At 70.9% G+C, this 14,143-nt stretch carries 15 protein-coding genes; 8 read left to right on the plus strand and 7 right to left on the minus strand.

Features of this window, described 5'->3' with window-relative positions; all coding sequences use genetic code 11:
* The first annotated feature begins 177 nt into the window (after window positions 1-177).
* Genes ACW4TU_RS36450 through ACW4TU_RS36460 form a run of 3 tightly spaced genes read left to right on the plus strand, consistent with a single transcriptional unit; the run spans window position 178 to window position 3,285 of the window.
* A complete protein-coding gene (locus ACW4TU_RS36450) occupies window positions 178-942 on the plus strand; it encodes an SDR family oxidoreductase (protein WP_457420365.1) in 765 nt (254 codons plus the stop codon).
* Window positions 939-2,642 carry a class I adenylate-forming enzyme family protein gene (locus tag ACW4TU_RS36455; protein WP_457420367.1) on the plus strand — a complete coding sequence of 568 codons (1,704 nt, stop codon included), beginning with the start codon at window positions 939-941 and terminating at the stop codon, window positions 2,640-2,642. Before ACW4TU_RS36450 ends, ACW4TU_RS36455 begins: the two co-directional genes overlap by 4 nt.
* 49 nt (window positions 2,643-2,691) lie before the next feature.
* The gene (locus ACW4TU_RS36460) at window positions 2,692-3,285 is read left to right on the plus strand and encodes a TetR/AcrR family transcriptional regulator (RefSeq protein ID WP_457420369.1); all 594 of its coding nucleotides are present in this window, start codon (window positions 2,692-2,694) and stop codon (window positions 3,283-3,285) included.
* A gap of 240 nt (window positions 3,286-3,525) precedes the next feature.
* On the opposite strand, the gene ACW4TU_RS36465 is transcribed toward ACW4TU_RS36460, so the two are convergent.
* From ACW4TU_RS36465 to ACW4TU_RS36475, 3 genes are all read right to left on the minus strand, one after another.
* The gene (locus ACW4TU_RS36465; protein ID WP_457420371.1) at window positions 3,526-4,740 is read right to left on the minus strand and encodes an acyl-CoA dehydrogenase family protein; all 1,215 of its coding nucleotides are present in this window, start codon (window positions 4,738-4,740) and stop codon (window positions 3,526-3,528) included.
* 6 nt (window positions 4,741-4,746) lie between these two features.
* The gene (locus ACW4TU_RS36470; RefSeq protein WP_457430502.1) at window positions 4,747-5,790 is read right to left on the minus strand and encodes a phosphotransferase family protein; all 1,044 of its coding nucleotides are present in this window, start codon (window positions 5,788-5,790) and stop codon (window positions 4,747-4,749) included.
* Between the two features lie 161 nt (window positions 5,791-5,951).
* Entirely contained in the window at window positions 5,952-6,254 is a 303-nt protein-coding gene (locus ACW4TU_RS36475; RefSeq protein ID WP_457420373.1) for a hypothetical protein, read from the minus strand.
* Window positions 6,255-6,414: 160 nt separating this feature from the next.
* Between ACW4TU_RS36475 and ACW4TU_RS36480 the strand changes: the two genes are divergently transcribed.
* On the plus strand, window positions 6,415-7,365 hold the full coding sequence (locus ACW4TU_RS36480) for an NADP-dependent oxidoreductase (RefSeq protein WP_457420375.1): 951 nt from the start codon (window positions 6,415-6,417) through the stop codon (window positions 7,363-7,365).
* A 26-nt stretch (window positions 7,366-7,391) separates the two neighbouring features.
* On the opposite strand, the gene ACW4TU_RS36485 is transcribed toward ACW4TU_RS36480, so the two are convergent.
* Genes ACW4TU_RS36485 through ACW4TU_RS36500 form a run of 4 tightly spaced genes read right to left on the minus strand, consistent with a single transcriptional unit; the run spans window position 7,392 to window position 9,568 of the window.
* Window positions 7,392-7,730, minus strand: a complete 339-nt coding sequence (locus ACW4TU_RS36485) for a DUF202 domain-containing protein (protein ID WP_457420377.1) — start codon at window positions 7,728-7,730, stop codon at window positions 7,392-7,394.
* Complete coding sequence (locus ACW4TU_RS36490; protein WP_457420379.1) at window positions 7,727-8,119, minus strand: YidH family protein; 393 nt, start codon at window positions 8,117-8,119, stop codon at window positions 7,727-7,729. The genes ACW4TU_RS36485 and ACW4TU_RS36490 overlap by 4 nt, the downstream gene beginning before the upstream one ends.
* 11 nt (window positions 8,120-8,130) lie before the next feature.
* Entirely contained in the window at window positions 8,131-8,691 is a 561-nt protein-coding gene (locus tag ACW4TU_RS36495; protein WP_457420381.1) for an NUDIX hydrolase, read from the minus strand.
* Window positions 8,648-9,568 (minus strand): DMT family transporter, encoded by a 921-nt coding sequence (locus tag ACW4TU_RS36500; protein WP_457420383.1) that lies wholly within the window; start codon window positions 9,566-9,568, stop codon window positions 8,648-8,650. Before ACW4TU_RS36500 ends, ACW4TU_RS36495 begins: the two co-directional genes overlap by 44 nt.
* A gap of 353 nt (window positions 9,569-9,921) precedes the next feature.
* Between ACW4TU_RS36500 and ACW4TU_RS36505 the strand changes: the two genes are divergently transcribed.
* The 4 genes from ACW4TU_RS36505 to ACW4TU_RS36520 all read left to right on the plus strand — a co-directional run bounded on the left by ACW4TU_RS36505 (window position 9,922) and on the right by ACW4TU_RS36520 (window position 13,989).
* Window positions 9,922-10,872, plus strand: coding sequence for a hypothetical protein (locus ACW4TU_RS36505; protein WP_457420385.1), 951 nt, complete (start codon window positions 9,922-9,924; stop codon window positions 10,870-10,872).
* A gap of 70 nt (window positions 10,873-10,942) precedes the next feature.
* On the plus strand, window positions 10,943-12,499 hold the full coding sequence (locus tag ACW4TU_RS36510) for an APC family permease (protein WP_457420387.1): 1,557 nt from the start codon (window positions 10,943-10,945) through the stop codon (window positions 12,497-12,499).
* Window positions 12,500-12,611: 112 nt separating this feature from the next.
* Complete coding sequence (locus ACW4TU_RS36515; RefSeq protein ID WP_457420389.1) at window positions 12,612-13,379, plus strand: molybdopterin-dependent oxidoreductase; 768 nt, start codon at window positions 12,612-12,614, stop codon at window positions 13,377-13,379.
* Complete coding sequence (locus tag ACW4TU_RS36520; protein WP_457420391.1) at window positions 13,363-13,989, plus strand: cytochrome b/b6 domain-containing protein; 627 nt, start codon at window positions 13,363-13,365, stop codon at window positions 13,987-13,989. Before ACW4TU_RS36515 ends, ACW4TU_RS36520 begins: the two co-directional genes overlap by 17 nt.
* Window positions 13,990-14,143: the final 154 nt, after the last annotated feature.

Consider the following 14,143-nt stretch of genomic DNA (forward strand, 5'->3'; position numbering starts at 1 on the left):
CTCCGTGAGGCGGTACGGGTGGTAGGGGCACCGTATGTGCTTCCGCCCGTTGTTCGTAGGGTGCGGGTCCGTTGTGGCTTGTCGCGCACCCAGGTACCTGCGGGATCCCCTTTCTTGCTACATACCGACCGGTTAGTCTGGTCGGGCGTTGGAGCCGTTTCGTGTCAAAGGAGACCGATGGTGGGTGTCGTGCAGGGTGCCGGAGTGGTGGTCACCGGAGCGGGAGGCGGGATCGGGGCCGCGCTGGCCCGGAGATTCGCCGCCGAAGGAGCCAGGGTCGTCGTGAACGACCTGGATGCCGCGCGGGCCGAAGCGGTCGCCCACGAGATAGGCGGGATCGCGGTACCCGGTGACGCGTCCGCCGTCGTCGCCGAAGCCCGGGCCGCCCTCGGTGGGACCGTGGACGTCTACTGTGCCAACGCCGGGCTCGCCTCGGGTGGGTCGGAGGCGGCCGAGGAGGACGTCTGGGCGCTCGCCTGGGACGTGAACGTGATGGCGCACGTCCGGGCGGCCCACGAGCTGCTGCCGGAGTGGCTGGAGCGCGGCAGCGGCCGTTTCGTGTCCACCGTGTCCGCCGCCGGGCTGCTCACCATGATCGGCGCGGCGCCCTACAGCGTGACCAAGCACGGCGCCTACGCCTTCGCGGAGTGGCTGTCGCTGACGTACCGCCACCGCGGGCTCAAGGTGCACGCCATCTGCCCGCAGGGTGTGCGTACGGACATGCTGGCCGGGACCGGCAGCGCGGGCGACCTGGTGCTCGCGCCGACCGCGATCGAACCCGAGGCGGTCGCGGAGGCGCTGTTCAAGGGGATCGAGGAGGACCGGTTCCTGATCCTGCCGCACCCCGAGGTCGCCGACTACTACCGGGCGCGGGCCGCCGATCCCGACCACTGGCTGACGAACATGAACCACATCCAGCAGAAGTGGGAGGCCACCCGATGACCGACGCGGACTTCGAAGCACACTCCGACACCGGCTCGCGGTACGGCGCGCAGCCCTGGCTGGCCCTCCTCGACGACGTCCAGCGCGGGCCCGTCAGCCCTGACGACTCACTCGTCCACGTGCTCCGCCGGACCGCGGCCGAGGTCCCGGACCGCACCTTCCTCGCCTACTTCGACGGGCGGCTCAGCCACCGTGAGGTCGACGAGCTGAGCGACTCCGTCGCCGGGTATCTCGTCACCCGGGGGCTGGAGCGCGGCGACCGGGTCGCCGTCCTGCTGCAGAACTCGCCGCTCTTCGTGCTCGCCGTGCTGGGGGCCTGGAAGGCCGGCGCGACCGTCGTCCCCGTCAACCCGATGTACAAGTCGGGCGAGGTCACACACGTCCTGCGGGACGGCGAGGTGGCCGCGCTGATCTGCTCCGACCGGGCCTGGGAGTCGTACCTGAGGGAGACGGCCGCGGACTCCCCGGTGCGGATCGTGCTCACGGGCTGCGAGCTCGACTTCCAGACCCGCGGCGACACGCGCGTGCTCGCCTTCGAGCGGCTCCCGCAGGCCCCGGACGCCGAGGACCTGACGGCAGTCGCCCGGTACGGCCACAAGGCTCCCGACGCCGACGGCCGTGATCCGCGCCCCGCCGACATCGCGCTGATCAGCTACACCTCCGGCACCAGCGGCACCCCCAAGGGGGCCACCAACACCCACGCCAACCTCATGTACAACGCGGAACGGCAGCGGACGGGCCTCCCGCTGCCCGAGGCGCCCGTCTACTTCGCGATGGCGCCCCTGTTCCACATCACCGGCATGGTCTGTCAGCTCGGTGCGAGTCTGAACAGCGCGGGCACACTCGTGCTCGCCTACCGCTTCGAGTCCGGTGTCGTCCTGGACGCGTTCGCCGAGCACCGCCCCCACTACACGGTGGGCCCGTCGACGGCCTTCATGGCCCTGGCCGCGCACCCGGACTGCACCCCCGACCACTTCTCGTCCTTCCGGCAGATCTCCTCCGGCGGTGCCCCGCTGCCGCCCGCCCTCGTGGAGAAGTTCCGGGCCGGCTTCGGCCCGTACATCCGCAACGGTTACGGCCTCACCGAGTGCACCGCCCCCTGCGCCTCCGTACCGCCCGCCCTGGAGGCCCCCGTCGACCCGGTCTCCGGCACCCTCGCCGTGGGCGTGCCGGGCCCGGACACCGTCGTACGGATCGTCGACGAGCAGGGCGCGGAGGTTCCGTTCGGCGAACAGGGCGAGATCCTCGTACGGGGGCCACAGGTCGTTCCCGGGTACTGGCGGCTCCCCGAAGCCACGGCGGAGACCTTCCCGGACGGGGAGCTGCGGACCGGCGACATCGGGTTCATGGACGCCGAGGGGTGGCTGTACGTCGTCGACCGGAAGAAGGACATGATCAACGCGTCCGGCTTCAAGGTGTGGCCGCGTGAGGTCGAGGACGTGCTGTACACCCATCCGGCGGTACGTGAGGCGGCCGTCGTAGGGGTGCCCGACGGGTACCGCGGGGAGACCGTCAAGGCGTACATCAGCCTGCGGCCCGGCGCGGAGGGGGACCCGGACGCGCTCGCCGCGTACTGCAAGGAGAGACTGGCCGCCTACAAGTACCCGCGGCAGGTGGAGATCCTGGCCGACCTGCCGAAGACGGCGACGGGCAAGATCCTCCGTCGGGAACTGCGTACCCGCTCCGGGGACTCTCAGTAGGCATCCTGTTCGATAATTCGGTGGAACGTTTGGAAGGCTGGTGGCGGTAGTGCCCAGGACGACGGACGGCGACGGTACGCCCGTCCCGCAGCGGCTGCTGGCCGCCGCCACCCGGCTCTTCGCGGAACAGGGGTACGACCGCACGTCCGTGCAGGAGATCGTCGAGGCGGCGGGGGTCACCAAGGGGGCGCTCTACCACTACTTCGGGTCCAAGGACGATCTGCTGCACGAGGTGTACGCGCGCGTGCTGCGCGTTCAGCAGGAGCGGCTGGACGCGTTCGCGAACGCGGACGCGCCGGTGGAGGAGAGGTTGCGGCGGGCGGCGGCGGATGTCGTGGTCACGACCATCGAGAACCTCGACGACGCGATGATCTTCTTCCGGTCGATGCATCATCTGAGCCCGGAGAAGAACAAGCAGGTACGCGCGGAGAGGCGCCGTTACCACGAACGCTTCCGGGCCCTGATCGAGGAGGGCCAGGAGACGGGCGTCTTCTCCCGGGCGACCTCGGCGGACCTGGTGGTCGACTACCACTTCGGCTCCATCCACCACCTGTCCACGTGGTACAGCCCGGAGGGACCCCTGACCCCGCCGGAGGTCGCGGAGCAACTGGCGGACCTGCTGCTGCGAGCGCTGCGGCCGTAGGGGGGCGAGTCTCTTCGCCCCGCCGCCCCTACCCGTCCCATCCCTGGGGGCTGCGCCCCCAGACCCCCCTTCGGCCCTGAAGGGGCCTCGTCCTCAAACGCCGGACGGGCTGGAAGATCAAGCCCCGGCAGGCATCATCCAGCCCCTTGGGGGTCCCCCCTCTGGGGGAGTTTGAGGAGCGGGGATTCGGGGGCAGCGCCCCCGAGGACGGGACGGGTAGGGGCGGCGGGGGCGAAACAGCTACATGTACTTCTTCAGCTCACGTCGAGCCAGCGACCGCTGGTGCACCTCGTCCGGCCCGTCCGCCAGCTTCAGCGTCCTCGCACTCGCCCACAGCTCCGCCAGCGGGAAGTCCTGGCTCACCCCACCCGCCCCGTGCAGCTGAATCGCCTTGTCGATGATGTCCACCACCGCCCGTGGCGTAGCGATCTTGATCGCCTGGATCTCCGCGTGCGCCCCCTTGTTGCCCACCGTGTCCATCATCCACGCCGTCTTCAGCACCAGCAGCCGCAACTGCTCCACCGTGACCCGCGCGTCCGCGATCCAGTTGTGGACCACACCCTGCTGGGCCAGCGACTTGCCGAAGGCCGTCCGGGAGACGGCCCGGCGGCACATCAGCTCGATCGCCCGCTCCGCCATCCCGATCAGCCGCATGCAGTGGTGGATACGGCCGGGACCGAGCCGTGCCTGCGCGATGGCGAAGCCGCTGCCCTCCTCGCCGATCAGGTTCGCCGCGGGCACCCGCGCCTCGTCGAAGACCACCTCGGCATGGCCGCCGTGGGAGTGGTCCTCGTAGCCGAACACCTGCATCGCCCGCTTGACCGTGACGCCGGGGGTGTCCCGGGGGACCAGGATCATCGACTGCTGGCGGCGGATGTCGGCGCCGTCGGGGTCGGTCTTGCCCATCACGATGAAGATCTGGCAGCGGGGGTTCATCGCCCCGGAGATGTACCACTTACGGCCGGAGATGACGTAGTCGTCACCCTCACGCCGGATCCGCGTCTCGATGTTCGTCGCGTCGGACGACGCCACCTCGGGCTCGGTCATCGCGAACGCCGAGCGGATCTCGCCCGCGAGGAGCGGCTCCAGCCACTGCTTCTTCTGCTGCTCGTCGCCGAACTGCGCCAGCACCTCCATGTTGCCGGTGTCCGGCGCGGCGCAGTTCAGTGCGGTCGGCGCCAAGTGCGGGGAACGGCCGGTGATTTCGGCGAGGGGAGCGTACTGGAGGTTGGTGAGTCCGGCGCCGTGCCGGGCGTCGGGCAGGAAGAGGTTCCACAGGCCCTGAGCGCGTGCCTCGGCCTTCAACTCCTCGACCACGGCCGGGGTGTCCCAGGGCGAGGCCAGCCGCTCGCGCTGCTCGTGCTCGACCTGTTCGGCCGGATAGACGTACTCGTCCATGAAGGCGAGGAGCTTGGCGCGCAGTTCCTCGGTGCGCGCGTCGAACGCGAAGTCCATGACGGATCAGCCTTCCTGGAGACCTGTGTGAAGTGTGGTCAGGCCGTGCTCGATGAAGACGGGGACCAGATCCCCGATGCGGTCGAAGCCCGCGCCGACCGTCTGGCCCAGCGTGTAGCGGTAGTGGATGCCCTCCAGGATCACGGCCAGCTTGAACCAGGCGAACGCCGTGTACCAGGCGATCGCCGAGACGTCGCGCCCCGAGCGCGCCGCGTACCGTTCGATCAGCTCCGCGGGGGAGGGGTGTCCGGCGGCCTCGGCGGTCGTGGATACGGGGGAGTCGGGCGCGCCCAGCGGCATGCTGTACATCACCAGCAGGCCCAGGTCGGTGAGCGGGTCGCCGAGCGTCGACATCTCCCAGTCGAGGATCGCCGCGATCCTGTCGTCCGTGTCGATCAGGACGTTGTCCAGCCGGAAGTCGCCGTGCACGATCGCCGGTGCGCAGGAGTGGGGCAGGGCCCGGCCGAGCGCCGCCTGCAACTCGTCGATGCCGGCCAGCTCGCGGTTGCGGGAGGCGTCCAACTGCTTGCCCCAGCGCCGCAGTTGCCGGTCGAGGAAGCCCTCGGGCCGGCCGAAGTCCGCGAGGCCCACCTCGGCGGGGTCCACCGCGTGCAGCTCGACCAGCGTGTCCACCAGCGACAGCACCACGTCCCGGGTCCGCGCCGGGCCGATCGGGGCGAGCTGCCCGGCCGTGCGGTACGGCGTGCCCGGTACGAACTCCATGACGTAGAACGGCGCTCCGGGCGCGGCTCCGTTCTCGGGGTCCTCGCACAGCAGCACGGGACGCGGGACCGGCACGGCGGTCGGATACAGGGCGCTGATCACCCGGTGTTCGCGCCGCATGTCGTGCGCGGTGGCCAGGACATGGCCCAGCGGAGGGCGTCGTACGACCCACTGGGTGGTGCCGTCGGTGACCGCGTAGGTGAGGTTCGAACGGCCGCCCTCGATCAGCCGCCCGGTCAGGGGGCCGTGCACCAGCCCGGGGCGTTCGCCGTCGAGCAGTGCGCGCAGCCGGTCGAGATCGAGACCTGGCAGGTCGTCCGGGGGCATCATCGCTCCTACGCGTGCGGAAACATGGCGTGCCTCATGATGCCGACCGGTCGGTATGTCGTCCAGTCAGTGAACGAAAAGTGACCGGCGTCTCGCTTCCGGTCTGGGGAAGAAGACGCCGGTCGGGTGGGGCGTGGAGTGGTGCCGGTGGCCGGAAACCGTCAGTGGTCGTCCCAGTGGTCCTGGTGCGCCGCGTGCCGGTGGCCGTCGTGCAGATAGTCGATGTGGTCCCCGTGCAGCACGCTGGGGTGTCCGCAGCCGTCCCCGTGCACATGGCCGTGGGTCTCGTGTGCCAGGTGCCCGTCGGGCTCGCACTCGTCCCAGTGGCCGCCGTGCGCGCGGTGCAGATGACCGTCGTGCGCGTAGTCGACGTGGTCCCCGTGCGGCACCTCCGTGTGGCCGCAGTCCTGGCCGTGGCTGTGCTCGTGGGTCGGGTGTTCCTTGTGCGGGGTGGGGCTGCTCATGGTGCTCGCCTTCGGACATTCGCGGGTGCGGAAGGGTGGAAAGTGCGGGTGGTGACGCCGGACAGGCTGCCACGCAATACACCCATATCAGGCTATTCGACTTGCGTGGCGTGCGCGTACCCCGGAGGGTCGGGCGTGAGGAAACCGGAGGACCAGACATATGAAGGCCATCACCTACAGCCGGTACGGCGGTCCCGACGTCCTGGAGTACACGGAGGACGCCCCGGACCCCAAGGTCGGTCCCGACTCCGTGCTGATCAAGGTGCGGGCGGCGTCGGTCAACCCGGTGGACTGGAAGTGCCGCGAGGGCTATCTCGACGGCATCCTGGAATCCGTCTTCCCGGTGACACCGGGCTGGGACGTCTCCGGGGTCGTGGTACGCCCGGGCGCCTCCGTCTCCGAGTTCGCCGTGGGTGACGAGGTCATCGGCTACGTACGCGAGGACTTCCTCTCGCGCGGCACCTTCGCCGAGTACGTCGCCGCGCCGGTGCGCACCCTCGCCCGCAAGCCCCGCAACCTCTCCTTCGAGGAGGCGGCCGGGCTGCCGCTCGTCGGGCTCACCGCCTATCAGGTGCTCGCCAGGTCGCTCGGCGTCCGCACGGGCGAGACCGTCCTGGTGCACGCGGCGGCGGGCGGGGTCGGCTCCGTCGCCGTCCAGCTGGCCCGCCGCCATCTGGGCGCGGCGCACGTCATCGGCACGGCGAGCGTGCGCAACCACGACTTCGTACGCGAACTGGGCGGCGACCCGGTGACGTACGGCGAGGGCATGGCCGACCGGGTACGGAAACTGGCCCCGGGCGGAGTCGACGCGGTGTTCGACACCGTCGGCGGCGACACCCTGAAGGACTCCGTGGAGCTGCTGGCTCCCGGGGGCCGCCTGGTGTCGATCGCGGACCCGGGCGTCGTCGACCTCGGCGGTACCTACTACTTCGTACGCCCCGACGCCGTGGACCTCGCCCATCTCTCCGACCTGGTCGAACAGCACGTGTTCTCGCTGCACGTGTCCGACACGTTCCCCCTGGCGCGCGCGGCGGAGGCGCACCGGCTGAACGCGGAGGGCCGCACCAGGGGCAAGATCGTGGTGACGGTGGACTGGGCCGAAGAGGCCTGACGGTCGACCGGTGGCAGGCTCCGGTGTCAGAGGACGAGCGCCGCCCCGCACACCGCCAGGGCGACCGCGCACAGGGTCGCCGCGGTGGCGTGCCGCGCGGCGAGCGCCGGCGGACCGTCGTCGCCCGGCGTCGCGAGAGTCCGGATACGCCGGTGGGCGACGGCGAGGAACCACAGCCACAGCACGCAGCACACCGCGCAGACGGCGACCCCGGCCGCCGACGGCCCGCCGTGCAGCGCGGTCCTCCCGGCGAGCAGGGCGGTGACAGTGCTGGACAGTGTCGTACGCCGCCACGCCAGCCGGGTCCGCTCCGGCTGCAGCCCGGGATCCCGCACCCCTGCCTCGCACGCCCCCGCCTCGCTCACCTGTTCCCCCGGGCCAGTACGACGACCACCATGGCGACCGCGACCACGGCGACCGCGAGGCTCAGCAATGTCGGGAAGCGGGACACCGGCAGGTCCTCGCCCCGCCGCATCGCCCGCTCGCACCGCACCCAGTGGTTGACGGCCCGCAGCGAGCACAGCACCCCGGCCGCGAGCAGTGCGAGCGCCAGCCCCACGCGCCACCCCCACCGCAGGTCGGGCAGGAACTGGTCCACGGCGAACCCGCCGCCGATCAGCGCCAGTGCGGTACGCAGCCAGGCCAGGAAGGTGCGTTCGTTGGCCAGGGAGAAACGGTAGTCGGGGGTGCGGCCCTCCTGGCCGATCTCCTGGGGGGCGAACCACATACGGACGTTCCGTGCAAAATCGATCACATGTAGGAACCTTACGGGCTCTTCGATGACCGGTAGGCCCTGAGGTGCTCGTACGCCGCCAGGCCGTCCGGCACCCACTCCCACTCGCCGAGCCGCCGTTCCACCTCGTCCTCCGGCAGGAACGCGTGCCAGGCGACCTCCTCCACCTGGGGGTGGACGGGCAGCTCGCAGCGGACCTCGTACACCGCCGACCACCAGCTCTGCCCGGCGCCGTCGTCGTACAGGAACGTGAAGAGGGGCTCGGGGCGGGGCAGGCCCGTGACGCCGAGTTCCTCCTCGGCCTCCCTCAGGGCCGCGCTGTCGTACGACTCGCCCGCGCCCACGACTCCGCCGACGAACATGTCGTACAGGGAGGGAAAGACCAGCTTGGTGGGCGTGCGGCGGTGGACGAAGAGCCGGCCCCGGGCGTCCCTGGCCTGGATGAAGACGCAGCGGTGGCGTAGCCCGCGCGCGTACGCCTCGCCCCGTGGGGACTGCCCGACGACCTCGTCGTTCTCGTCGACGATGTCGATGATCTCGTCAGCGGGATCAGCGGGAGTGCTCTCGTGGGAGTGAGTGCTCATGTCTGCCATCCAAGCCCATCGACCCCTGCGCGCAGCCGCTCGGCATCGCCGGGTGCAGGCCCAGGAGGACGATGCCCACGACCACGGCCGCGAGGCCCGCCGCCTCCCACGCGAGTGCCCCGGTGTCGGTGCGCAGCCGGTCGCCGAGGAAGCCGACGCCGCAGATGATCCCGGCCAGTGGCTGGGCCGCCGTGAGGGCGGGGAGGGACATGCGCAGGGGAGCGGTTTCGAAGGCGCTCTGGACCAGGATCAGGCCGGTGAGACCGAGGAGCAGTACGCCGTACGGCTGCCAACCGGTGAAGAGATGGGTCAGGCCGCCCTCCGAGAAACGCTGGCCGCTGACCCGGGTCAGGGCGTCCTGGACGCCGTAGAGGAGGCCCGCGGCCAGAGCCAGCAGGACCGGGCCGGCGCTGAGGCGGGAGCGTTTCGCGTACGTCGTGAGGAGCAGGGCGAGGCCCAGCATGGCGCCGATGATCAGCCAGTGGCGCCAGGGGTCCGGGACGGCGGTGCCGCCGCGCGGTTCGCCCGCCACGATGAACGCCGTCACCCCGCCCGCCAGGAGGAGGAGGCCGGTCCAGCCCTGTCGCCCCAGCGGCTGCTTCGTCTGCTTGCGGGAGAGGGCGAGCGCGAAGAGCAGGTTCGTCGCGAGCAGCGGCTCGACCAGGGACACCTCGCCCTGGCTCAGCGCGATCGCGCCCAGCACCATGCCCGCCACCATCAGGCCGATGCCGCCGAGCCAGCGCGGCACCCGCACCAGGTCCAGGAGCAGCCGCGGGGAGAGGAAGTCGCTCAGGGGGGCCTGTCGGGCCACGTTCTGCTGGAGGACGAAGCCGAGGCCCAGGCAGCAGGCGGCGCTCACGGCGAGAGTCAGAACCAGAACGGACACGCGGGGTACCTCGATGACGGGGCGGACTGTGGGGTGTGGTAAAGGCCGACTGTAGCCGCCCCCGGCGGGTCCTGCCCCGGGGATGTGACGGAATCGTGGAGTCGGCAGGATCACGCCCGTGTCCGGGGGTGGCGGTGTCGCGACTTAACGTCATCTTTGCCGGGTTGATGGGGCGTGCAGGGATCTGTCGTTCGTCAGGTCAACTGTCCTACACAGATGCTTAATTGACACGTGTCGCATACAAATCCAGCCTTGACGTGAAGCATTCATGGAGGGTTTGCTGTCGGTGATCAACCGATGGCCGTCGATCGATCGCCGTCAACAGACCGCGTCGTGTGAGGAAGTTCCCCGCGGTGTCTCCACCTCCACCACCCCTGGGCCGTGGCCGCAAACGTGCCGCCCAGGCCTTCGACGCCGCGCTCGACGACACCGAACTCGTCGCCGCGCGCGCCGCGCTGGCCCAGGGGCGCTGGCAGGCCGTCCGCGCACTGCTCGCCACCACCGGCGACGACTGGGACCGCCGGGGGCACCGGGTCACCGTCCTCGCCCTGGAGTCCGGCACCGCCGCCTGGGCCCGCGACTGGCTCCTCGCCGAGCCGGAGTCCGCCGACGCCTCCGTCCTGCTCGCCGCGGCCACCGTCCAGCGGGCCCTCGCCGGCAAGGACAAGCCGGTCCGGGCCCGCGACGCCTGCCACGCCGCCGCCGCGCTCGCTCCCGCCGACCCCACGCCCTGGCTCGGGCTCCTCCAGCTGGAGCGGAACGTGGGCGCCGAGGAGACCGTCGTACAGCTTTTCGACGAGGTCCGGCACCGCTATCCGGACCACCATCACGCCCACCATCTGATGGTCGCGCGGCTCGCCGAGCGCCGTACCTCCGCCGGGCAGGACCCGCTGCACGAGGTGTACGACTTCGCCCACTGGGCCGTCGAACAGGCCCCCGCCGACTCGCCGTTGGCGATTCTGCCGGTCGTCGCGCACGCCGAGCGCTACCGCGTCCTCGCCGGCGCCGGCCTGGAGTCCACCGACCCGGCGTCCTCCGGGCACTGGGTCGGACGGCGGGCCCGCCAGGTGATGAAGGCGGCCTTCGACTGGTGGCTGGAGTGGGAGCGCGACGATCATCCGCGCCGCCTGATCGACCTCAACTTCCTTGCGCACGCGAAGTTCTGCGAGGGCCGGGGCGCGGAGGCCGCCGCCCTGTTCCACCGGATCGGCCCGCACCAGACGCCCGTTCCGTGGTCCTACCCGGACCGCGACGCGCACACCGCCTTCCGTGCCGCGCGCGACACCGCGCTCGGCACGGCGTAACGCCCCACGCACCACTGAGAATTTCCGGCACCACTGACAATTTCCGTACGCCCGAAAGGACAACTCCGCGATGACGACGGGTAGTTCGAGCACGAACAGACCCAGTGCCGACAGCAGCGGCATCAGCACGTTCAAGGGGCAGGACCGCGCGCTGCGCGCCGACCGCCTCGGTACCGGAGGGCTGCTGCTCTCCGTGCTCGCCGCGACCGCACCCCTCATGGTGGTCGCGGGTGTCATGCCCACCACATTCGCGGTGATGGGCATCGTCGGCCAGCCGCTCCTCTTCGTCCTTCTCGGCGTCGTCCTCGTCCTCTTCAGCGTCGGGTACGCCGAGATGAGCCGCCACGTCCACAACGCGGGCGCGTTCTACGCGTACATCTCGCGCGGCCTCGGCGGCACCGCCGGGGCGAGCGCCGCGATGCTCGCGCTCGTCGCCTACAACGCGCTCCAGGTCGGCATCTACGGCATCTTCGGGTTCGAGGTGTCGGGTTTGTTCTCCACCTACCTGGACACCGAAGTCGCCTGGTGGATACCGGCGTTGCTGGCCGCGCTGGCCGTCGGCGCGCTCGGCTGGCTGAAGATCGACGTCAACGCGCGGGTGCTCGGCGTGCTGATCGTCATCGAGGTCGCCCTCGTCGTCATCTTCGACATCGCCGCCGTCGCCGACCCGGCGAAGGAGGGCCTGTCCCTGCACGCCTTCAACCCGGACACCCTCACCGGCGCGGGCGTCGGCACCGCCCTGTGCTTCTGCATCGCCGCCTTCACCGGCTTCGAACAGGCCCCCGTGTACGCCGAGGAGACCAGCCGGCCGCACGTCCTGGTCCCGCGCGTGATGTTCCTCGCCGTCAGCTTCGTCGCCGTCTTCTTCGCGATCAGCTCTTGGGCGTTCACCGTCGCCGCCGGTCCCTCCGCGATCATCGGCACCGCGCAGAAGGAGAGCGCCGGACTGCTGTTCTCCCTCACCGAGTCCCGGCTCGGCGGCACCTTCACGGACATCCTGCACGTCCTGTTCGTGACCGGCATGTTCGCGGCGCTGCTCAGCTTCCACAACGTCGTCGCCCGGTACGCCTTCGCCATGGGCCGCGAGGGGCTGCTGCCCGCGACCTTCGGCCGCACCACCGGCGCGAGCGGTGCGCCCGGCACCGGTTCGCTCCTGCAGACCGTCGTGGCCGTGGCGCTCGTGGCCGCCTTCGCGGTCTCCGACGACGGACCGGTGGGCGACCCGACCACCCCGGTGCTGAAGCTGTTCACCTGGCTGGGCAACATCGGCGCCCTGGGCGTGATCGTGCTGATGGCGGCGGCCTCCCTCTCGGTCATCGTCTTCTTCGCCCGTCGCGGCGCGGTGGGCGCCCAGGCCTGGCGGCTGGTGACGTCCGCGCTGGCGGGCATCGCGCTGCTCGTCATCGCCGGCTACACGATCAAGGACTTCGACGTCCTGGTCGGCACGGGCCCGGACTCCGCCCTCAACTGGGTGCTGCCCGGCATCATCGGTGCCGCAGTGGTCGTCGGCCTGGTCCAGGGCCTGGTCCTGCGCGCCCGCAAGCCCGAGGTGCACGCCCGGATCGGGCTCGGCAACGAGGCGTTCCAGCTGGACAAGGCGGCGGAGTCGGCGGAGTCGGCCTCCTGAGCACCCTTTCTCGGGGCCGCCGCCTGAGAAGAGGGTGAGAAGCGGTTACGGAAGTCTGACGCGCACCCGCGATCCCTGGCTCGACAGGGGTCGCGGGTGTTCGAATGGATGGGTGAACTCCGAACAACCCGGAAAACCGGAAGAACCCGAACAACCCGAAGGGCTCGACGGGCGGGACCGGGGTACGCCCATCGGCCGCCGCGTGCTGCTCGGCACCCTCGGTCTGGGCGCCCTCGGCGTGGTCGCCGCGCCCACCCTCCAGCGCGGCATGGAGTCCTTCCTGGCCGGCGCGGCGGAGAAGGACCCCACCGGCCTGACCGGCCTCCTCCCGAACGGCGGCGGCTTCCGCTACTACTCGGTGACGTCCTCCGTACCCCACAAGGACGCGGAGAACTACCAGCTGAAGATCGACGGTCTCGTCGACAGGCCCGCCACCTACACCCTGACCGACCTGCGTGCGATGCCCCAGACCAGAATGGTCAAGGACGTGCAGTGCGTCACGGGCTGGCGGGTGCCCGGCACACCCTTCGAAGGGGTACGGCTGTCCCGGCTCCTGGACGCGGCGGGAGTGCGCTCCTCGGCCGGGGCTGTGCGCTTCACCTGCTTCGACGGCGCCTACACCGAGAGCCTCACCCTCGACCAGGCCCGCCGCGCCGACGTCCTGGTCGCGCTGCGCATGCAGGACAAGAACCTGAGCCACAGCCACGGCGGCCCGGTCCGCCTCTACGTCGCCCCCATGTACTTCTACAAGTCCGCCAAGTGGCTCTCCGGCATCACGGTCACCGAGAACGTACGGGCCGGCTACTGGGAGAACCGCGGCTACGACATCGACGCCTGGGTCGGCAAATCGAACGGACGCGACGATGAGCCTACGAGCTGACGCCCCGGCGACCGCCGGCACGGAGGTAGTCCGCTTCGGCCGCTCCCAGAAGTGGGTGCACCGCGCGACGGCCGCGCTGATGGGCGTGTGCGTGGTGACGGCTGCCTGTCTGTACATCCCCGTGTTCGCCGAGCTGGTCGGCCGCCGCGAACTGGTGGTCCGCGTCCACGAGTGGGCGGGCCTCGCGCTGCCGGTACCCCTCCTGGCCGGCCTGGCCTCCCGTGCCCTCCGCGCCGACCTGGGCCACCTCAACCGCTTCGGCCCGCACGACCGGGTCTGGCTGCGCGCGGCCCTACGGCGCGACAGGCGCAGCACCTCGCGCCCCGCGGCCAAGTTCAACGCGGGCCAGAAGATCTACGCGTCCTGGATCGCGGGCGCCACCCTGGTCATGCTCGGCACGGGCCTGCTCATGTGGTTCACCCACCTCACCCCGCTGATGTGGCGCACCAGCGCGACCTTCGTCCACGACTGGCTGGCGCTCACCATCGGCATCGTCCTGGCCGGCCACATCGGCATGGCCCTGGGCGACCCGGAGGCCCGCCGAGGCCTCAGAACGGGCTCGGTGAGCAAGAGATGGGCGGACACCGAGCACCCCTTGTGGCGCCCCTGAACCCGACGGCCGGGCCGCGGTGCCCGGGGTGCCGGGCGAGCGCTCGACGTGCCCTGAAGGTCCGCGGACCGTATCCGGCCGGCGGCTGCTCCGGGTGGGCCCGCCCAGCCTCAGCGGGCGCCTGACGGGTCGCGGGGCTGTGTCCGATCCGGGG

Source organism: Streptomyces kryoterrae (genome assembly GCF_054072135.1).

Bases quoted from the DNA above. Each gene is read 5' to 3' on its own strand.
- ACW4TU_RS36470 (WP_457430502.1), bottom strand. From the start codon at position 5,790: ATGCCCCCGGACGACCTGCCAGGTCTCGATCTCGACCGGCTGCGCGCA.
- ACW4TU_RS36480 (WP_457420375.1), top strand. From the start codon at position 6,415: ATGAAGGCCATCACCTACAGCCGGTACGGCGGTCCCGACGTCCTGGAG.
- ACW4TU_RS36475 (WP_457420373.1), bottom strand. From the start codon at position 6,254: ATGAGCAGCCCCACCCCGCACAAGGAACACCCGACCCACGAGCACAGC.
- ACW4TU_RS36450 (WP_457420365.1), top strand. From the start codon at position 178: ATGGTGGGTGTCGTGCAGGGTGCCGGAGTGGTGGTCACCGGAGCGGGA.
- ACW4TU_RS36520 (WP_457420391.1), top strand. From the start codon at position 13,363: ATGAGCCTACGAGCTGACGCCCCGGCGACCGCCGGCACGGAGGTAGTC.
- ACW4TU_RS36495 (WP_457420381.1), bottom strand. From the start codon at position 8,691: ATGGCAGACATGAGCACTCACTCCCACGAGAGCACTCCCGCTGATCCC.
- ACW4TU_RS36465 (WP_457420371.1), bottom strand. From the start codon at position 4,740: ATGGACTTCGCGTTCGACGCGCGCACCGAGGAACTGCGCGCCAAGCTC.
- ACW4TU_RS36510 (WP_457420387.1), top strand. From the start codon at position 10,943: ATGACGACGGGTAGTTCGAGCACGAACAGACCCAGTGCCGACAGCAGC.
- ACW4TU_RS36455 (WP_457420367.1), top strand. From the start codon at position 939: ATGACCGACGCGGACTTCGAAGCACACTCCGACACCGGCTCGCGGTAC.